This is a genomic window from Streptomyces musisoli, from assembly GCF_016741855.1.
GTDB classification, from domain to species: Bacteria; Actinomycetota; Actinomycetes; order Streptomycetales; family Streptomycetaceae; genus Streptomyces; species Streptomyces musisoli.
The window spans coordinates 251,244-270,279 of record NZ_JAERRH010000009.1; the positions used below are offsets into that span (position 1 = coordinate 251,244).

Genomic DNA, 19,036 nt, shown 5'->3' on the forward strand with positions numbered 1-19,036 from the left:
CACTGACATCCCGGCACCGATGAGGAACTCTCCCCAAAAGCGTCTATCTCCGTGACAACGCGGAACTCGGTAGGCACTGAAGGAGGCAGCCATGCGCCGTATGACCGTGCAGAAGCCCCTGAAGCGGACGGACAGCCGCCGGCCCCGTGAGGACGCGGAGGAGCGCCCGGCGGGACGTCCGGAGGTGCGCAAGGACATCGCACGCACCTGGTGGCCCGACGGCTGACGCCGTGACGCCTCGGTCCAGCCGCTTGGGTGGTGGATGCGGTCATAGGGGTTGCCGATCCGGCGCTTCCCGATTCGTACCCGTACTTCGGGCAGATCTCCCAGTCCTCCCACGTCATCGCGGGGTTGGCGGGCCGCGTACGTCACCGCGCGCACGGCCGGTACGTCCGCCGCGACGGCGGGCCGGGACCGTCCCGGTTCTGTGCTGTCGGTCATGGGCGCACCAGTACCTGAGCGCAGCCTGAGCACCTCCTTAAGCGAACCATAAGGATCTCCTCCACCCGCTCTCAGCAGGCCATTTCACGGTCTCCTCGGGCTAGCTTCGGATCACCCCCCACGGGATCCAGCCCACCCCACGGACCGTTTCGAGGAGTTCCGCATGCCCACCAGCTGCAAGGCCAAGGCGTCCGCCGTCGGTGTGCTCGGTCTGGTGCCGCTCGCCCTGACCGCGCTCGCCGCCGCCCCCGCGTCCGCGCACGGCTCGATGGGCGACCCGGTCAGCCGCGTCTCGCAGTGCTACGCGGAGGGGCCGGAGAGTCCGCGGTCGGCCGCGTGCAAGGCGGCCGTGGCGGCGGGCGGCACGCAGGCGCTGTACGACTGGAACGGCATCCGGATCGGCGACGCGGCGGGGCGGCACCGGCAGTTGATCCCGGACGGCAAGCTGTGCAGCGCGGGCAACGAGGAGTTCAAGGGGCTCGACCTGGCCCGGGCCGACTGGCCGGCGACCCGTGTGCGCGGTGGGTCGTACACCTTCAAGTACCGCGTGACCGCCCCGCACAAGGGCACCTTCAACGTCTATCTCACCAAGCCCGGTTACGACCCGGCGCGGCCGCCGGCCTGGTCCGACCTGGATCTGGAGCACCCGGTGGCGACGGCCACCGACCCGGTCGCGTCGGGCGGCTTCTACACCTTCTCCGGGACCCTGCCCGAGCGGTCCGGCAGGCATCTGCTGTACGCGGTCTGGCAGCGCTCGGACAGCCCGGAGGCGTTCTACTCCTGCTCGGACGTCGACTTCGGCGGCAACGGCGATACGGGGAGCGGCAGCGGCGGCACGGGGAACGGCAACGGCCGGACGGGAAGCGGCAGCGGCCGGACGGAGAGCGGCAACGGCGGGACGACGCCGGCTCCGGCCGCCTCCGCGCCCTCCGACGAGCAGATCGAGGCCGGCGCCGGCAGGTCGACGATCGAGCACCACGGGCACGGGGACGACGACGCGAGCACCTCGGCCAAGCCCACCGCCGCCCCGGCACCGTCCACCGCCGCCCCGGCCAACCGGCCGAAGGCGGCCGGGGCTTCGGCGGACCTCGCGGAGACGGGTGCGTCCACCGGCACGTCGTACCTCGCGATCGGTGGTGCGGCGGCGCTGGCGCTGGGCTCGGCGGCGCTGTTCCTGTCGGTGCGGCGGCGGGCGGCGGGCGGCACCCACCGCCGGTGAGGTTTCCGGGACCTGCCCGGCGGCTCAGGCCGGACAGGTCCCGGCAGCGGGTCGGCCGCACACCGACACGCCCGTCCGGCGGCTCAGGCCGGACAGGCAGCGTCAGCGGCAGCGGCAGCGGCAGCGGGTCAGCTGAACACCGACGCGCAGGTGGTGGCGGTGGCGCGGGCCGGGTCGAGCGCGTTGGCCACCTCGTGGAAGGCGATCCGGTCGAGCAGGCCGATCGCGACGTGTTCGGAGAGGTCGAGCGGGCACAGGTCCTGGAGCAGGACGTTGCGGACGTCGGAGCCGCTCAGGTACTGGCTGCGCCAGGGGGTGGCCACCTCGTCGTACTTGGTGGCGATGACCGTGTAGTGCACTCCGGGGACGGTGTCGCCGCCCGCGTTGAGTTTGGTGAGGAAGGCGGAGCCGGGGATCTGGTCGGCGAGGCCGGGGGTGGTGGCCTTGACCAGGTCCTCGGCGCCCGGGAAGTACGGCAGCAGGTTGGTGAGACCGCTCAGGGTGGCGCCGTGGTTGTCGGGGGCGAGGCCGACGAGGGCGTTCACCTTGCCGGCTCCGCCGAGGAACCTCAGGTAGTAGCGGGGCATCATGCCGCCCTGGGAGTGACCGACCAGGTCGGCCTCGGCGGCTCCGGTCGAGGCGAGCACCTTGTCGACGAAGGCGGACAGCTGTTCGGCCGACTTGTCGATGGGGCCGAGGCCGTGGAAGAAGGGGACGCCGGTGAGCTGGCCGTAGTCGAGGGAGTAGACGCAGTATCCGCGGCTCGTCAGGTAGGGGGCGAGGCCGAGCCAGTTGTCCACGGAGTTGCCCAGCGTGCCGTGGACGAGGACGACGGGGCGGGGATGGGCGGCGGAGGGCTTGCAGGAGTAGTCGTTCCAGCCGCTGCTGGGCGCGCTGTCGGCGCTGGCGGTGGCGGCGGGCACGACGGCGACCGCGGCGGTGAGGAACAGCGCGGCGAGGGGTCTGAGCACTCGTTTCCAGGGCAGCATCGTGTGATCTCCTTGCGGCTCACGGGAGGTGCACGGCCTGACCCTGTGATCCGGATCACGGGATGCTGGTTCACTCGTCAAGTTACGGACGAGTAGTGCAAGTGTGAAGTTACGCGTCAGTAAAAACTTCCAGTGATAACCAGTGGTTCACGGGACGCTGACGGACCATCACCAGGCGGGCCTGATCGGACCGTAAGGCGCGATCCTCGCCAAACGCTCCCGCAACGCGTGCACTTCCCCCTCGCCCAGCAGTTCGGCCCATCCCCCCACCACCTCGGCGGCCGCCTCCTCCGCCGCCCGGGTACAGGCCCAGCCGCGCCCGGTCAGCACGATCAGCCGGGCCCGGGCGTCCTCGGGATGGGGCCTGCGCTCGGCGTACCCCTTGCGTACGATCTCGTCGACCAGTTGGCTCGCCGCCTGCTTGGTGACCCCCAGGTGCACGGCCAGGTCGGTGACGGTGGCCCCGTCCGGGGCGAGCCGCGCGAAGGCGAAACCGTGGGCGGGCCGCAGATCCGTGAAGCCACGGGCGGTCACCCCGTCATGGATGCGCTGGGTGAGGTCACCCGCCGCGGCGAGCAGGGCGGCGAACAGGGCCATGGCGTCGGAGTTCTGCACGGAGGCATTGAAACACCCTTGACGATTTGGTCAAGCAGCTTGACCATGTAGTCAAGCAACTTGACCAAGTGACTTGGTCATCAGTCCTCCGAACGGAGATCACCGCCATGCCCGTAGTCCGCTCCTCGGAAGCCGTCACCCATGAGATCCACGGCGCCCGCTTCGTCTCCTACGCCACCCCGCTCACCGGCAGCAAGGAGCTGTGCGCCTGGCGCGGCGAGATCCCGGCCGGCACCGAGGCGCCCGCCCACACCGTCAGCCGGGAGGAGATCTTCCTGCTGCTCGTCGGCGAGCTGCTGATGACGCTCGACGGCCGGACCGAGCGGATCTCCGCCGGCGACACGGTGATCGTCAACCCCGGCTCGACCCTGGCCGTCGAGAACCCCACCGACCACACCGCGATCTCCTGGGTCACCACGTCCATCGGCCTGGAGGCACAGCTGGCCGACGGCACGCGCATCACGCCGCCCTGGGCCAACTGACCTCCGGCGGCCCCGCGTTCACGCCGCCAGGGAGCCCGGCATCACCGCCCGCGGCCCGAACTTGGCCCGCGCACGGTCCGCGACCTCCTCGATGCGGCGGACCTTCTCGTCCACGGGGTCGAAGGTGAGCTGATGAGCGGCCCGGTCGGCGGGGATCAGGCCCTCGGCACGCAGGGCGAGCGCGCGGACCCGGGCCCGTTGCAGGCCGAGCGCCTCGTACATGCCGTAGGCGGCACTGGTCAGGGCCGCCGAGTGGGCGGTCGGCTCCTTCAGGGTGCGGCTGCGGGTGGTCGAGGAGCGGTCGGCGTAGCGCACGGTGAGGGTCAGGGTGCGGCAGACCTGCTCCACCGCGCGCAGCCGGGCGCCGATCTCCTCGGCGGCCGACAGCAGCGCCCTGCGGTGCCGGCCGGGGTCCAGTTCGTCGAGGCCGAAGGCCTGTTCCGTCACCAGCGACCGCGAGGCGGCGTTCGGCACGACCCGTCCGCGGTCGACGCCGCACGCCTTCTCGCGCAGCTCCCGGCCCGCCTTCGCGCCGATCAGCCGCTGGAGCGTGGAGAGCGGCGCGGCGGCGACCCGGCCCAGGGTGTCCAGGCCGTACTCGCCCAGGGTGCGGGCGGTCGCCGCGCCGACGCCGGGCAACGCGGACACCGGCCGCCCGGCGAGGAACTCCGCGATGGCGTCCGGGTCCCCGGGCACCGCGCAGGTCACCCCCGGCCGGGCCTCGCGCAGCGCCACGCGGGCCAGCATCGGGCCCGGTCCGGCGCCGATCACGCAGTCGACGCCGTACCGCGCGAGGGCCCGCACCCGGATCACCGAGGCCAGCTCCACCGCGCTGCGCCCGAAGTACCGTTCGGCGCCGCGCAGATCGGCCAGCGCCCCGTCCGGCGGCAGCGCCTCCACGACCGGGGTGAACTCCTCGAGGAGGCCGAGCAGCCCGGGAAACGCGGCCTCGTCCATCGGCGGCAGCTGGAAACGTACGCAGAGGATGGTCATCCCGCACTCCCCGGGCTCTGGTGCCACAACTTCTGTATCGCCGCCGGTCCTCGCGCGGCGTCCTCGCCCGCGGGCCGCAGGTCGGCCCAGGGGTGCATCTCGTACCCCGTGGGCATGCGGATCGTCCGGCCCTCCATCGGGTCACGGGCCGCGGAGCCGGCCGGCGCGGGCAGCCCGTCGGAGCCGGCGAGCCGGGCCCGGGACGGACCGCCGCCGTCATCCGCCGGGGATCCGTCCCCGGCCGGGCCGGGGGCTCCGGCCAGCCGGGCCGCGACCCCGTCGAGGCCCTCCTCGTGCCGCACGTCGACCAGTTCGGCGAGGTTCCAGGCGGCGGAGCCCACCACGCTGAGGCTGCGCGGGCCGCGCCGCTGCACCACTCCGCGCACCAGCAGCAGCCAGGAGTGGAAGACGGTGTGGGCGCAGGCCTCGTGCGAGTCGTCGAAGAACGCGAGGTCGACCAGTCCCGTGCCGTCGTCCAGGGTGGAGAAGATGACCCGCTTGCCGGAACGGATCGGCGGGGTCTGGGTGGCCGCCTTGGCGCCCGCGACCAGCACGGTCTCCCCGTGCCGGGCCTCCCGCAGCCGGCGCGCGGAGACCACGCCCAGCTCCTGGAGGAACTCCCGGTGGTCGTCCATCAGATTGCGCGAGGCGTCCATGGACAGCACGCCCAGCTCGGCGCTGAGCCGCTCCGCCGACGTCAGGTCCGGCAGGCCGGCCGGTGCCGTCTTCCGGCCTCCCGACAGGGGAAGCTGGCCTCCGCCACCGCCCCGGCCACCCCGGTGCAGCTCGGTCAGGTGCAGTTGCAGATCACGCCGGTTGGCGCCGAAGGCGTCCAGCGCGCCCACCTGGGCGAGCCGTCCCGCCAGCGGTCTGCTGGGCCGGGCCCGCTCCCAGAAGTCCAGCAGGGAGGCGTACGGCTGTCCGTCCGCGATCCGCTTCGCCTCGGCCTCGCTGATGCCGTGCACGTCGGAGAGGGCGAGCCGCAGCCCCCACACCGCCGGAGATTCAGACACCAGTTCGATCCTGTGGGCGACCCCGGACACGTTGACGTCCAGCGGCAGGACCGGCACCCCGCGCCGCCGGGCGTCGGCCAGCAGCAGCCGCTTGGGATACATCCCGGGGTCGTGCGTGAGCAGCCCGGCGTAGAAGGCCGCCGGGTGATGCGCCTTCAGCCACGCCGACTGGTAGGTGGGCACGGCGAAGGCGACGGCGTGCGCCTTGCAGAAGCCGTACGACCCGAAGGCCTCGACGATCTCCCAGGTCCGCCGGATCGTCTCCGCGTCGTATCCCCTGGCAGCCGCCTGCTGGGCGAACCACACCCGGATCCGCCCCTGCGACTCCGCGTCGGACAGCCCCCGCCGCACCCGGTCGGCCTCGCCCCGGCCGCAGCCGGTCATGACGGCGACGATGTCGATGACCTGTTCGTGGAAGACGACGACCCCGTACGTCCCCCGCAGCGCCTCCTCCAGGTCCTGGTGCGGGTAGCGCACCGGCGCCCGCCCGTGCCGCGCCTCGATGAAGGGCCGCACCATGTCGGCGGCGACCGGCCCGGGCCGGAAGAGGGAGATGTCGACGACCAGATCGTGGAAAGTGGCCGGCTGAAGGCGTCCGACCAGGTCCCGCTGGCCCGGCGACTCGATCTGGAAGCAGCCCAGCGTCTCGGTGGACCGGATCAGCCGGTACGTCTGCGGATCCCCCGGCGGCACCGCGTCCAGGTCGATCCGCTCCCCGGTCGCCCGCTCCACCTCGGCGACCGCGTGCGCCATCGCCGACTGCATCCGCACGCCCAGCACGTCCAGTTTGAGCAGCCCGAGGTCCTCCACGTCCTCCTTGTCGAACTGCGCCATGGGCAGCCCCTCACCACTGGTCGGCACCACCGGTGTACGGGCGAGCAGGGAGGCGTCGGACAGGAGCACCCCGCACGGGTGCATGGCGACCCCGCGCGGCAGGGCGTCGAGGGCCTCCACCAGCTCCCACAGCCTGCCGTACCGTTCCCTCTCCCCCGCGAGCCGCTTCAGCTCGGGCAGTTCCTCCAGCGCCGCACGGGCATCACGTGCCCGGATGTGCGGAAAGGACTTGGCCACCCGGTCGATCTCGGCGGGATCCATGGACAGGGCGGCACCCACATCACGGATCGCGTGCCGCACCCGATAGGTCTCCGGCATGGAGACGGTCGCCACCCGCTCCTCGCCGAACCGGCCGATGATCGCCCGGTACACCTCCAGCCGGCGCGCGGACTCCACGTCGATGTCGATGTCGGGCAGCACGACGCGCTCCTTGGACAGGAAGCGCTCCATCAGCAGCCCGTGCTCGACCGGATCGGCATGCGCGATCCCGAGCAGATGGTTGACGAGCGACCCGGCGCCGGAGCCGCGCGCGGCCACCCGGATCCCCATGTCCCGTACGTCGTCCACCACCTGGGCGACCGTCAGGAAATAGGAGGCGAAGCCGTGATGACCGATGACGTCCAGCTCGTGGTGCATCCGCTCCCAGTACGCACGCCGGTCGCCGTACCCGAGCCGCAGCATCCCGGCGGCCGCCCGCGAGGCGAGCGCCCGCTGCGCGGTGCGCCGGCCGGCGCCGACGAGGTGCGGCTCGGGAAAGTGGACGGTGCCGATACCGAGGTCGCCCTCGGGGTCGACCCGGCACTCGGCGGCGGTGGCCCGGGTCTGCTCCAGCAGCCGGTGGGCGGTGTCCCGCCGGTACCCGGCGGCCTCCACCACCCGCTCGGCGACCTGGAGCATGGCCGGCGCGTCCTTCAGCCAGGCCTCGCCGGAGTCCAGCTCCCCGCGGGGGTCGATGGGCACCAGGCGGCGCGCGGCGTCCAGCACGTCGGCGACCGGCCCCTGACCGGGATCGGCGTACCGGACGGCGTTGCTGAGCACCGGGCGCACCCCCTGCTCGGCGGCGAATCCGACGGTACGGGCGGCCGGCCGCAGCGAGCCGGGCCCCGTGCCCGTACGGCCGTGCCAGACGGCCTCCAGCCGCAGCGCGTCGCCGTAGACCTCGCGCCACGGGGCGAGCAGCCGTGCCGCCCGGTCGGGCCGTCCGGCGGCGAGCGCACGCCCCACGTCCGACTCCGGGCCGAGCAGGACCACCAGGCCGTCGCCGTGGTTGGCGGCCCAGGGAAGCAGCGGGGCCGCCCCGGCCGCATGCGCCGCCGTGACGAGCCGGCACAGGTCGGCCCACCCACGGGCGCCGTCCCGGGCGAGGAAGGTCACCCGGGGGGCCGACTCGTCCACGAAGGCGCCGCCGCGCACCGGGGTACGGCGCCTCTCACGCCGTACGGTCTCCTCCGCCGCCACCGCCAGGTTCACCCCGAACAGCGGACGGACCCCCGCACCGGCACAGGCCTTGGCGAAGCGCACCGTGCCGGCGAGGGTGTCGCGGTCGGTCAGGGCGAGGGCGTCCATGCCCCGCTCCGAGGCGCGCCCGGCCAGCCGCTCCGGGTGGGACGCCCCGTACCTCAGGGAGAACCCGGAGACGGTGTGCAGATGCGCGAAGCCCGGCACACACACCTCCCGCACTCGTGAGTCCCGAACGACTCTCGAACATCAGTTCCCAATCCCGCTCCCACCATACCTCCATTCTCGAACGTGTGTACGACATCCACTCGGGCGCCTCCGACCTGCGCAAACGCCATCACGGCCGCACGGTGAAGCCCCGCCCCGGGACGACCCGGGACGGGGCTTCGAAAGGATTGCCGTGAACCCGTCAGGGCAGGGTGACGCCGTAGTAGCTCAGCGCCTCGGTCACCGGCTGGAAGAAGGTCGTGCCGCCGGACGAGCAGTTGCCGCTGCCGCCGGAGGTCAGACCGTAGGCGGTGGATCCGGCGTAGAGCGGACCGCCGCTGTCGCCGCCCTCGGCGCAGACCGTGGTCTGGATCAGGCCGTAGACGATGTCACCGCCGCCGTAGTTGACGGTGGCGTTCAGCCCGGTGACCCGGCCGCTGTGGGTACCGGTGGTGGAGCCGCGCCGGTAGACGGTCGTCCCCACGGACGGGGTGGCCGCGCGGCTGATGGTCTGGCTGCCGACCGCGCTCGGATGCGCGATCGAGGAGTTGGTGTAGCGGACCAGCGCGAAGTCGTTGCCCGGGAAGCTGTAGCCGACGTTGGTGCCGAGCACCGTGGTCTTGCCGGAGTTGCTGTACCAGGTCGAGGCGACCTCGCCGCAGTGGCCGGCGGTCAGGAAGTAGTACGTGCTGCCGCTGTGCACGTTGAAGCCGAGCGAGCAGCGGTACTGACCGCCGTAGATGGCGTCGCCGCCGGTGATCAGCTTGTTGAACTTGCCGGGGGTGTGCTTGATGGTCAGCGCGCTCGCGCCGGCGCCGGCCCGCTGCTTGATCCTGGCGATCTCGGCCTTGGACACCGTGCTGTCGACGGTGACCACGACGCGGTTGCTCTTGCTGTCCACGACCCAGGCCGTACCGGGGATGTCGGCCTTGAGGACGGAGTCGCTCGCCTCGGCGAGCTGGGTGGCGCTGAACGTGTGGACTTCGCCGGCGTTCGCGGTGGGGGCGGCGAACGCGGCTGCGGCCAGGAAGCCGGTGGCCACTGCGAGGAGCCGGGTCCGTCTCGCAGTGCCGGGGCGGGGAGTGGTGCGCCTGATCCTCACTTGTCGTTCCCTCCAAGGGAAGTCGGGGGCCCGCGTGGGGTCGGGGCCCGTGAGGCGCAGCCAGGGGACCGACCGGATTCGAAATGCGCATGCCCCTGACAAGCGCTGGGGGGAGTATTCGGCCGAACGGCCGGTCGGCACAAGGGTGCCTTTCGGCCGTCGCCCGCAGACACCGGAGCGCACCGGAGCCCGCCACGCCGCCGGACCGGAACGGGGTCGGCGCGGGCCGGAAGGATCGCCGGGCCCGGCGCGGTCGGCACGGGTCGCCGGGCTCGGCGCGGCCGGCGCGGGTCACACGGGTCGCCGGGCTCGGCGGGCTCGGCGCGGGTCGCACGGGTCGCCGGGCTCGGCGTGGTCGGCACGGGTCGCCGGGCTCGGTGTGAGCCGGACGGGTCGGCGTTCCCCGGACACCTTCGCGTACCAGCACGACCAGCCGCTTCCCGCCCGGTGCGACCCGCGCCCCGGCCTGCGGACCGGTGTCCGCGGCCAGTGCGGCCGCACCCGGGAAGGGCCGGCCGTCGACGCTCAGGCCGTCCGCCTCGGTGGCGGTGAGCACCACCCGGTCCTCTTCGGCCATCCAGACCCCGGAAATGTCCGGAAGTCGACCCTCCGGGTAGTCCTCGATCCAGTGCGTCGCGGTCAGCGCGAGCGGCCCGCAGGGCGCCGAGACCGTCTCCACGCGCTGCTCGTGCCACTGCTCCCAGCTGTCGGGCGTCATGGCGTTCCCCCGGTCGGGGCGTACCGGTTGGCGGGCCGGGCGAGGCCCAGGTGCTCGCGCAGGGTGCTGCCGGGATAGAAGGTGCGGAACAGACCGCGGTGCTGGAGCAGCACCACCGTGCCGTTGACCAGCCGTTCCAGATCGCGGCGGGGTTCGACGGGGACGAGGTGGAACCCGTCGGTGACACCGTCGGCGTGCCAGGCGGCCACCAGCTCCGCGAGGTCGACCGGGCCGCCCCGGTACAGGGGGCCCCGGGCGGTGGGCCGCGGGCCACCGCCCCCGTGTCCCGGCTCGGCCGCGTGCTCACCGGCGCCGAGATCCACCCGCAGGCTCACCAGGACCCGCAGCGAGTCGGGGTGCCTCCCGTACGAGCGGGCCTGCTCGCGCAGTTCGTCCCGGACGCCGGCGGCCTGCGCGGGAGCGGCGGCGCGCACCAGGGCCACGTCCGCGTACCGGGCGGCGACCGTCCGGGCGCGGCCGTCGGTGGCGTCGACCACGCGCACGGGGTGGCCCTGCGGCGGCCGGGGCACGGTCGACGGGCCACGGACCGAGGAGGCGGTGCCGGTGAAGTCGACGCGGTGCAGCCGGTCCCGGTCGAGGAACCGGCCGGTGGCCGCGTCCCGGTCGAGGAACCGGCCGGTGGCCGCGTCCCGGATCTCGGCGCCGTCCGCCCGGCTGTCCCACGACCTCGCGGCCACGTCGTCGCATTCGCCCGCCTCCTGCCACGGCGTCTCGGCGGGGGCCACGGGCCGGCGGCCGAAGAGACGGGCCTCCTCGGTGGTGGACACGTCGATCCGCCAGCCGGCCCGCCCCCGGCTGATCCAGTCCAGGGTGGCCACGGCGGCCTGTACCCGGAAGGGCTCGGTGTGGGCGGTGGTGACCGTCGGCACCAGCCCGATCCGCCGGGTCGCGGGCGCCACCCGGCACAGCACGCCGAGCGCGTCGGGCCCGGGCCGGGCGAAGGCGTCGTCCAGCGTCACGAAGTCCAGCCCGCCCCGTTCGGCGAGCCGGGCCAGTTCGGCGTACGCCGCGCCGTCGAGGACCCCCGGCTGGTCGAGAGCGGCGGCAAGGTGCACCAGCCCACGGCCGTACCGCCCGCTCACCCCGCACCTCGCACGGCTCGCATGACGCTCATCGCGCGAGTTCCTTTCCCTGTGCGGCGCCCAGCAGAGACAGCACCGTCCGGGCGGTCGTGTCGTTCTGCCGGAACGCGGGGCCGCCGGTGCGCGGGCGGGTGAACGCGCCTGGGGTCCGGGCGTCGGTGTAGGGGCCGAGGGCGAAGCGCCGGGGGTGCGGGCGCCCGCCGCGGTCGAGGATCCGGCCGTCACCGGGGTCGACCCGGAGCAGCCCGTCGGCGGTCTCGGCGGCGCCGTCGGCGTGCAGTTCGCGCAGCAGGCTGTCGCGGGCGCGCCCGAGGGTGGGATCCGGCAGCCGGGCCTCCACCAGCGCGCGGGACTCGACGCTGAAGCCCGGCACGGTGGGACTGCCGGCCCGGAACACCCCGTCCGCGGCGGTGACGGACATGCCGGCCCCGACGAACCGGAGCACACCGGCCCGGGACAGCGCGAGCATCTGCCGCAGCCGGGGGCCGGGCGGTCCGGACGCCAGGTAGCTGAAGAACCCGTGCCAGCGGGGCCCGATGTCGCCGAGCCGCACCAGCTGCCCGTAGACGGAGAGCAGGCCGAGGAAGACGGCCAGGTCGGGGCTGTGGGACGGATCGTGACGGCGGTTCAGGTCCGCCTCGATGTAGTCCCTGAGCGCTTCCTGGAGGTCGTCGTGCGCGGCGTACCGCACTCCGTCCAGGGGGCGGTCGAGGGCGGCGAGGTCGAGCCGGTCGGCCGGATCCGGCACGGCGCCGGCGACCAGCGCCCGGGTCTCGGCCGGGTCGCCGGCCGCGGCGTACTTCTCCTCGAAGTCGGCCCAGGCCATCGTCGTACGCCCGGGGTGGGCGGTGAACAGCCGGTGGTAGTGGGCGAAGCCCAGCTCCTTCTCGACCAGGGGCCACACATCGCGCCGGAAGTCGAAGCCGCCGGGCCGGGCCAGCAGCGCGTCCACCTCGGCGGGGCCGAGGAAGCGGGGCAGCGGCGGGCGGTCGCCGGTCCAGTCGTAGCCGATCTTCGAGTGGTACGGCACTCCGCGCCGGGAACCGACGTACAGCACCGGTTCCCGCCCCGAGGGGAGGTACGCCTCCCCCGCGTACCGCCCGCCGCGTCCCTCCGTGAGCAGCACCATCAGGTCGACGAAGGCCAGTCCGAAGCCCCGGACGAGGACGGGTTCGCCGGCCCTCAGCGCGGAGAGGTCGCTGTCGGCGGTGAAGTCCGGCGGCAGGTGGACCAGGCCGTGCTCCCGGGCATAGGCGGCCAGCCGGGCCTGGTCCGCGTCGAGTTCGGCGTCCAGGTGGCCTACGGCGAGGATCACCAGGTCGGCGAGGAGCGGACGCGGGCGGCCCTCCAGCCACACCTGCTGACGGCCCTCCCGCGGGCCGCCGATCCGGAGGGCGCGCCGCGGGTGGTGGTGGACGGTGACGGTGGGGGGCAGCTCGGCCAGGGCCCGTTCGTACACCCAGCGCAGATAGCGGCCCTGGAGCTGCCGGCCGGCGAAGGTGCGGCCGTGCAGCTCGGCCCACTCGTGCAGGGTGGGGCCCTCGCGCACCGGGCCCGCCATCGCCACCGTCTCGTCGGTGAACATGGTGACGTCCTCGGCGTGCGAGTTCATCCACAGCAGCGACGACTGCTCCTGACGCCAGATGCGGCCGCCGCCCGGCGGATGGGGGTCGACGAGATGGATGTCGAGGCCCGGACCGGCGTACAGCTCGGGCGCGTTGGCGGCGAGGCGTTCGAGCAGGCCGGTGCCGCGCGGTCCGGCTCCCACGATCACCAGTTGCTGCCTCATCGGGGGCTCCCCGTACCGCGTGCGCGGCGTCTGTCTGCGGCACGGGCGGCCCGGCGCGGGATGCGGACGACGACGGCCGCCGTCCACCGGCCGCGGCGGCGCGGCGAGACGGTCCGGCGGATGTCCGCGGGCCCGGGAATCCCCGGTGCGGTGGCGACTTGGGCGAGGGTGTCGGATGACATGCGAAGGCTCCGTGACGCTGGGGGTCCCCCCGGTCGAGCGAAGTCGACGGTGGAGGAGGCCAGAACGGGGTGATGCCTTCACACGGGCGCGCCGCACGGCGCGGATGCGGCCGAGCCCCTCAGCAGGGCCGCGCAACGAGAGTACGGGTGCGTTTCCGTTCGCTGTCAAGGCTGTCCGGACTGTGAGCCGTACATCTCAAGTCGGTTGACGTGGCATCGGACGCCTGTTCCACTTGGCCCATGCATCCGCAGCAGTGGCTGGTCACCCGCTCCCACATCGACTTCGGTCGCGTGTGGTCCTCGTCCTGTTGAGCTGACCCCCTGCGCGCGCCCGCCCTCGCGGCGGGCCTCCTCGCGTTCCCTCGCCGTTCTCCGCCTTCACACGCGCTCCCCTCCCCTCGCGTTCTCGCACACCCTTCCGCTTCAGGAGACCGCCGCCCGATGCCCACGACCTTTTGTCGTCATTTCCCGGCCTTTGCCACCGTTACGTCGTCCGCCGCGCGCCCCGCCGCCACCTGAGGGCCGGTCAGGCGGGCTTCGAGGGCGGCCCTGCCCGCCCTGGCCGGCGGCGGGCAGGACCCCGGCGCGGCGTCCAGGTCCGAACGTGAGGCCCTAGCAACCGTCGCACGGGCAGCAGCAGTCGCAGCCGTCGCATCCACCACAGCCACCGGGGCAGGAGCAGTCGCACCACTGGCAGCAGCCGTTGCGCTTCTTCCGGGACCAGGGGCCCTCGTACTCCTCGGCGCAGCACATCTTGCAGGAGCAGAACAGCGCGAAGAACATCCCGCAGCCCGCCCAGAACCCACGCCTGCCCTTGGCGGGTTCGGGACCGAACCCGCCCCCGAAGCCACCACCGCCCCCGCCGAAGCCGTCCCCTCCACCGGGATGACCGCCCCCCGCATAGGGATTGCCGCCCGCGTAGGGATTGCCGCCGGCCTGGGGGCCGCCGCCCGCATGCGGAGCACCGGCGCCGTACGGATCGCCGCCGTACGGTCCTTGCGGCACCCCGGCACCGTACGGCCCCTGCGGCACGCCCGGCTGATGCGCCGCGCACACCGGTGCCGTGCCGAACGCCCGGTCCACCGAACGCCGCAGTTCGTGGACGAGGAGCAGATGGACGAGCCCGCCGTCGCGGAACTCGGCCTCGCGGAGGGCGAGCCGGATGCCGTGCAGGGCGTCGTCGGCGAGCCGGCGCGCCTCGGCGAGGGAGGTGCCGGTGACGGTGAGCGGGTTCCAGGCACCCGACAGGGCGTCGGTCTGCCGGTCCTCCACGGCGTCCAGGAGGTGCGCGAGCCGCCCGAAGAGCCGCCCGGCCTCCGCGAGGGGCTCGGCGTTGTCCGGCCGGCCGGCCAGTACCGCGGTGTGCGCGAAGGCCGCGGCGGTCGCGGTCTCGGTCGGCTCGGTGACCGTCAGGATCGGGGTGCCCGGCCCGGCCAGGGTCTCGATGCCGAGCTGCCGGTCGACGGCGTCGACCAGGACGCCGGTGTCGAACCCGACCGCCGCCCCGCCGCGCTCCCCCGCCCGGCCCCAGCTCGCGGCCACCCGGCGCGCCGCGGCGGCGGCCGGCCGGCGGGCCAGCAGTCCGTCCCGGTCGGCGACGTGGTCGCGGACCTTCGCCGAGGCGAGCACCAGCGAGACGGCCGCGGCGAGCCGCGCCCCCTCACCCTGTGCGACCGACGCGGTCCGCATGCCGCGCAGCGCGCATGGCCCCGCCGTACGGCGCGCGCCGCCCACCGGGCCGGTCTGAGCCTCTGTCAGAACCGAGACCAGAAGCCCGTCGTAGTTCGTCACGACCCGTGCGAACTGACCGTGGTCCCGGCGAAGCGCCAGGCAGAGCCCGCACAAGTGCGCCATCCAGTCGGCCTTGAGTCTCTCGCCGAGGCGATGGGAGCAGGGCCTGACGATTCCGAACACAACATCCCCCGTACTGTCATACGACGTTGGCATTCACCCGTACGCCCCGGGCGTCACCCGTCCGCCGCGTACAATCATATTTCACTCTCAGTCAGCAGCCGTATGAGTCTCGGCCCTTGGGGCACAAGGACTCTCGACGGATCGACTGTGCACCAGTACCGTCACAAACCCCCCGCGCGGCGTCTATCCACTTGGCGCGCCGTCCGCATCATGGATGACCATAGGGATGCGGAAAGCAAGAAAGACCGCTGTGAGAGGAGGCGTCCATGGGATCGGTACGCAAGGCGAGTGCATGGCTCGGCCTCGTCGACGACAACGATGACGAGCGCTACTACGACGACGACTACTCCGAGGGCACCGAGTCCGGGGACGCCTGGGTCACCGACCCGAGGGTGAAGGTGGCCACGGACACGGCCGAGGAGAAGGGCCGCCGGATCGGCACGGTCACCCCGGACAGCTTCCGGGACGCCCGCGCCATCGGCGAGCTCTTCCGGGACGGAGTCCCGGTCATCATGAACCTCACCAACATGGAGCCCGGCGACGCCAAGCGGGTCGTCGACTTCGCGGCGGGGCTCATCTTCGGCCTGCGCGGTTCGATCGACCGCGTGTCCAACCGCGTGTTCCTGCTGACCCCCGCCGACACCGAGATCATCAGCGGCGAGGCGTCCGCGCACCGCTCGGACGGTTTCTTCAACCAGAGCTGAGGCAGGGCCGCTCACCGGCCCTGCCCCCGACGGGGCTCACCGGAAGGCGTCGAGCCCGGTGAGCGCCTTGCCCAGCACGAGCTGGTGCATCTCGACGGTGCCCTCGTAGGTGAGCACCGATTCCAGGTTGGTCGCGTGCCGCATCACCGGGTATTCGAGGGAGATCCCGTTGGCACCGAGGATCGTCCGCGCCGTACGGCAGATCTCGATGGCCTCGCGGACGTTGTTGAGCTTGCCGAAGCTGATCTGTTCGGGACGCAGGCGGCCGGCATCCATGCGCCGTCCCAGGTGGTGGGCGAGCAGGATGCCCTTGTGCAGTTCCACCGCCATGTCGGCGAGCTTGGCCTGGGTGAGCTGGAAGCCGCCGATGGGCCGCCCGAACTGCTCGCGCGACTTCGCGTAGTCGAGGGCCGCCTCGAAACTGCTGCGCGCGGCGCCCATCGCGCCCCAGACGATGCCGTAGCGGGCGTGCGAGAGGCAGCCGAGCGGACCGCGCAGCCCGGTGACCTCCGGCAGGACGGCCGTGCCGGGCAGCCGCACGTCGTCCAGGACGAGTTCGCTGGTGACCGAGGCGCGCAGGGACCACTTGTGCTTGATCTCCGGAGCCGAGAAGCCGGGGCTGCCGGCGGGTACGACGAACCCGCGGATGCCCTCCTCGGTCTGCGCCCAGACGACGGCCACCCCGGCGACCGAGCCGTTGGTGATCCACATCTTGCGGCCGTTCAGCACCCAGTCGTCGCCGTCGCGCTTGGCGTGGGTGCGCATGGATGCGGGGTCGGAGCCGTGGTCGGGCTCGGTCAGCCCGAAGCAGCCGATCACCTCGCCGGCGGCCATGCGCGGCAGCCACTCCTGCTTCTGCTCCTCGCTGCCGAACCGGTGGATGGCATACATCGCGAGGGACCCCTGCACGGAGACCAGCGACCGGATGCCCGAGTCGGCGGCCTCCAGCTCGAGACAGGCCAGGCCGTACTGCACGGCCGTCGCGCCCGCGCAGCCGTACCCGGTGAGGGACATCCCGAGGGCGCCGAGGGAGCCGAGTTCCCGCGCGAGGTCGCGGATCCCGGGCAGCTCGCCCTTCTCGTACCAGTCGGCGACGAACGGCAGCACACGGTCGGCCGCCCAGCCCCGGACGGTGTCCCGGATGGCCAGGTCCTCCGGCTCCAGCAGGTCGTCGATGCCGAGCGGGTCGGCGGCATCGAACGGGGGCAGCTTCGCGGACGCGGACATGGGGCACCCTCCGGAACACGGGACTCGGCAAAACTAGCAGCGCTAGTTACGACTCTCCGGCCGACGTTACGGTGCAGTGTCCCGCACGTCCAGGGGTGATCAGGCGGTGACCCGCGACTTCCCGGCCGCCGCTCCCGCCTCCGCCTCGTGTGGACGCGATGTCCCGGCCACCGTCTTGGCCGCCGCCTCCGCCTCGCGCGGCCGCGGCGTCCCGGCCACCGTCTTGGCCGCCGTCTCCGCCTCCGCCTCGTGCGTCCGCGGCGTCCCGGCCGCCGTCTTCGCCTCCGCCTCGCGCGGCGCCGGCAGCTTCCCCTCGCCCGCGGCCGGCTCCTCGCCGCACTGCATGATCCACGGCAGCCGCAGTGCCATCACCGCGCCCAGCAGCAACAGTCCGGCGCTCACCAGCAGCGCCAGGTGCAGCCCGTGCACGAAGGAGTCCCGGGCCGCCTGGCGCAGCGCGGCCCCCGCGGTTCCGCCGAGCCGGCCGGCGATCTCGTAGGCCTCGCCGAGCGAGTGGCCCGCCGCCTGTGACGCGTGCCGCGGAACGCCCGGCACCGACCGCAGGCCCGGTGTGTAGGCCGCGTTCATCACGCTGCCCAGCAGGGCGATGCCGATGCCGGCGCCGAGCTGGTAGGAGGTCTCGCCGATCGCCGCCGCGCCGCCGGCCTGGTCGGCTGGGGCCTCGCTGAGCATCGACTCGTACGCGCCGAAGAGCGTGGTCTCCAGGCCGAAGCCCAGCAGCACGAAGCCGGCCAGGAGCAGCGTCGGGTTGTCGGCGCCGCCCATCGCCGTCAGGGTCAGCACCGCGGCCGCCGTCAGGCAGAAGCCGAAGCACACCATCCGGCGCGGTCCGAAGCGGCGCAGCATGCGCGCGCCCGCCAGGCCGGCCGCCATGGCCGCGACGGTCAGGGGCAGCAGCCTGAGGCCGGTCTCCAGCGGGGACAGGCCGAGCACCAGTTGCAGGTACTGGGCGGCGATCAGCTCCAGGCCGACCAGCGCCAGCATGGCCAGCACGATGCAGCCCACCGAGGTGCTGAACGCGGGCCGGCCGAACATCCGCAGGTCCACCAGCGCATACGGGTGCCGCCGCTGGCGCCGTACGAAGAGGACGAGGAGGGCCGCGCCGATCAGCAGCGGCAGCACGGTGAAGGGGCTCGCCACCGCCTCCCCGCCGCCGAGCCGCTTCACCCCGAGGACGACACCGAAGAGCCCGCCCGCCGCCATCAGCGCGCCGGTCACGTCCCAGGGGCCGTGGCGGTCGCCCTTCGACTCGGGCAGCAGCATCCGGCCCACCGGGAGGCTGACCAGCATCAGCGGGATGTTCACCAGGAAGACCGCGCCCCACCAGAAGTGCTCCAGCAGGAAGCCGCCGAGCAGCGGCCCGACCGCCGCGCCGACCGCCGCCACCGCACTCCAGATGCCTATGGCGAGGGCGCGCTCACGCCGGTCGGGGAAGACCTGGCGGAGGATCGACAGGGTCGCCGGCATGATCATCGCGCCGCCGACGCCGAGCAGCGCGCGGGCGAGGATGAGCGTCTGGGCGCTCGGCGCGAACGCCGCCACGGCGGAGGCGACCCCGAAGAGGCCGTAGCCGAGCAGCAGGACGCGTCTGCGGCCGATCCGGTCCCCGAGCGTGCCGAAGAGGATCAGCAGCGAGGCGCAGACCAGCGGATAGACGTCGACGATCCAGAGCAGTTCGATGGCTCCGGGCCGGAGGTCCTCGGTGACGGCGGGGACCGCCACGTGCAGCACGGTGGCGTCGAGGGCGACGAGCAGCAGGCTGACGCAGAGGACGACGAGGACGACCCAGCGGTTGGCACCGGCCTGGGCCGCCCGACGGCGCGGCCGTACGGCAGCCGTGGTCGTCCCGGACATGTACGTACCTCCCAGATGATCCCTCGCGTGGGGCGGACCGACGGGGTGGGGACTCCCTGTCGTACGGCCGGAGAGAGCGGTGTCTCCGGCCCGCGCAAACCCTCGCGGGTGACTCGTCAGCGTACGCGAGTTCACCGCGCGGTCACGTGGCGGACCTCTCACACGCACGAC

14 protein-coding genes are annotated in these 19,036 nt (G+C 73.3%); 4 read left to right on the forward strand and 10 right to left on the reverse strand.

Annotated features, from left to right (window positions below; genetic code table 11):
* The first annotated feature begins 91 nt into the window (after positions 1 to 91).
* Both JK361_RS42115 and JK361_RS24385 read left to right on the forward strand, forming a co-directional pair.
* Positions 92 to 226, forward strand: a complete 135-nt coding sequence (locus JK361_RS42115) for a hypothetical protein (RefSeq protein WP_262418849.1) — start codon at positions 92 to 94, stop codon at positions 224 to 226.
* A gap of 378 nt (positions 227 to 604) precedes the next feature.
* Positions 605 to 1,660, forward strand: coding sequence for a lytic polysaccharide monooxygenase auxiliary activity family 9 protein (locus JK361_RS24385; protein ID WP_201821723.1), 1,056 nt, complete (start codon positions 605 to 607; stop codon positions 1,658 to 1,660).
* Between the two features lie 128 nt (positions 1,661 to 1,788).
* Here JK361_RS24385 and JK361_RS24390 read toward each other — a convergent pair whose 3' ends face one another.
* Together JK361_RS24390 and JK361_RS24395 are read right to left on the reverse strand one after the other, a co-directional pair.
* On the reverse strand, positions 1,789 to 2,649 hold the full coding sequence (locus JK361_RS24390) for an esterase/lipase family protein (RefSeq protein ID WP_201821726.1): 861 nt from the start codon (positions 2,647 to 2,649) through the stop codon (positions 1,789 to 1,791).
* Positions 2,650 to 2,817: 168 nt separating this feature from the next.
* On the reverse strand, positions 2,818 to 3,264 hold the full coding sequence (locus JK361_RS24395) for a MarR family winged helix-turn-helix transcriptional regulator (protein WP_201821728.1): 447 nt from the start codon (positions 3,262 to 3,264) through the stop codon (positions 2,818 to 2,820).
* Positions 3,265 to 3,371: 107 nt separating this feature from the next.
* On the opposite strand from JK361_RS24395, the gene JK361_RS24400 reads away from it, so the two are divergent.
* On the forward strand, positions 3,372 to 3,746 hold the full coding sequence (locus JK361_RS24400; RefSeq protein ID WP_201821730.1) for a cupin domain-containing protein: 375 nt from the start codon (positions 3,372 to 3,374) through the stop codon (positions 3,744 to 3,746).
* 18 nt (positions 3,747 to 3,764) lie between these two features.
* Here JK361_RS24400 and JK361_RS24405 read toward each other — a convergent pair whose 3' ends face one another.
* The 6 genes from JK361_RS24405 to JK361_RS24430 all read right to left on the reverse strand — a co-directional run bounded on the left by JK361_RS24405 (position 3,765) and on the right by JK361_RS24430 (position 15,059).
* Positions 3,765 to 4,739 carry a DNA polymerase Y family protein gene (locus JK361_RS24405; RefSeq protein ID WP_201821732.1) on the reverse strand — a complete coding sequence of 325 codons (975 nt, stop codon included), beginning with the start codon at positions 4,737 to 4,739 and terminating at the stop codon, positions 3,765 to 3,767.
* A complete protein-coding gene (locus JK361_RS24410) occupies positions 4,736 to 8,251 on the reverse strand; it encodes a DNA polymerase III subunit alpha (protein WP_201821735.1) in 3,516 nt (1,171 codons plus the stop codon). The genes JK361_RS24405 and JK361_RS24410 overlap by 4 nt, the downstream gene beginning before the upstream one ends.
* Positions 8,252 to 8,453: 202 nt before the next feature.
* Positions 8,454 to 9,353 (reverse strand): S1 family peptidase, encoded by a 900-nt coding sequence (locus tag JK361_RS24415; protein WP_201821737.1) that lies wholly within the window; start codon positions 9,351 to 9,353, stop codon positions 8,454 to 8,456.
* Positions 9,354 to 10,067: 714 nt separating this feature from the next.
* A complete protein-coding gene (locus JK361_RS24420; protein WP_201821739.1) occupies positions 10,068 to 11,174 on the reverse strand; it encodes an LLM class flavin-dependent oxidoreductase in 1,107 nt (368 codons plus the stop codon).
* A 28-nt stretch (positions 11,175 to 11,202) separates the two neighbouring features.
* On the reverse strand, positions 11,203 to 12,963 hold the full coding sequence (locus JK361_RS24425) for an FAD/NAD(P)-binding protein (protein WP_201821741.1): 1,761 nt from the start codon (positions 12,961 to 12,963) through the stop codon (positions 11,203 to 11,205).
* Between the two features lie 794 nt (positions 12,964 to 13,757).
* On the reverse strand, positions 13,758 to 15,059 hold the full coding sequence (locus JK361_RS24430; RefSeq protein ID WP_201821742.1) for a DUF5685 family protein: 1,302 nt from the start codon (positions 15,057 to 15,059) through the stop codon (positions 13,758 to 13,760).
* A gap of 266 nt (positions 15,060 to 15,325) precedes the next feature.
* On the opposite strand from JK361_RS24430, the gene JK361_RS24435 reads away from it, so the two are divergent.
* Positions 15,326 to 15,763: a cell division protein SepF gene (locus tag JK361_RS24435; protein WP_059248508.1), complete on the forward strand. Its 438-nt coding sequence runs from the start codon at positions 15,326 to 15,328 to the stop codon at positions 15,761 to 15,763.
* 36 nt (positions 15,764 to 15,799) lie between these two features.
* Here JK361_RS24435 and JK361_RS24440 read toward each other — a convergent pair whose 3' ends face one another.
* Together JK361_RS24440 and JK361_RS24445 are read right to left on the reverse strand one after the other, a co-directional pair.
* Complete coding sequence (locus JK361_RS24440) at positions 15,800 to 16,990, reverse strand: acyl-CoA dehydrogenase family protein (RefSeq protein WP_201821745.1); 1,191 nt, start codon at positions 16,988 to 16,990, stop codon at positions 15,800 to 15,802.
* A gap of 99 nt (positions 16,991 to 17,089) precedes the next feature.
* Positions 17,090 to 18,865 carry an MFS transporter gene (locus tag JK361_RS24445; RefSeq protein ID WP_236053470.1) on the reverse strand — a complete coding sequence of 592 codons (1,776 nt, stop codon included), beginning with the start codon at positions 18,863 to 18,865 and terminating at the stop codon, positions 17,090 to 17,092.
* Between the last annotated feature and the right edge of the window lie 171 nt (positions 18,866 to 19,036).

Coding starts and splice junctions, on each gene's coding strand:
- JK361_RS24425 (WP_201821741.1), bottom strand. CDS start 12,963: ATGAGGCAGCAACTGGTGATCGTGGGAGCCGGACCGCGCGGCACCGGC.
- JK361_RS24440 (WP_201821745.1), bottom strand. CDS start 16,990: ATGTCCGCGTCCGCGAAGCTGCCCCCGTTCGATGCCGCCGACCCGCTC.
- JK361_RS42115 (WP_262418849.1), top strand. CDS start 92: ATGCGCCGTATGACCGTGCAGAAGCCCCTGAAGCGGACGGACAGCCGC.
- JK361_RS24400 (WP_201821730.1), top strand. CDS start 3,372: ATGCCCGTAGTCCGCTCCTCGGAAGCCGTCACCCATGAGATCCACGGC.
- JK361_RS24435 (WP_059248508.1), top strand. CDS start 15,326: ATGGGATCGGTACGCAAGGCGAGTGCATGGCTCGGCCTCGTCGACGAC.
- JK361_RS24390 (WP_201821726.1), bottom strand. CDS start 2,649: ATGCTGCCCTGGAAACGAGTGCTCAGACCCCTCGCCGCGCTGTTCCTC.
- JK361_RS24445 (WP_236053470.1), bottom strand. CDS start 18,865: ATGTCCGGGACGACCACGGCTGCCGTACGGCCGCGCCGTCGGGCGGCC.
- JK361_RS24405 (WP_201821732.1), bottom strand. CDS start 4,739: ATGACCATCCTCTGCGTACGTTTCCAGCTGCCGCCGATGGACGAGGCC.
- JK361_RS24385 (WP_201821723.1), top strand. CDS start 605: ATGCCCACCAGCTGCAAGGCCAAGGCGTCCGCCGTCGGTGTGCTCGGT.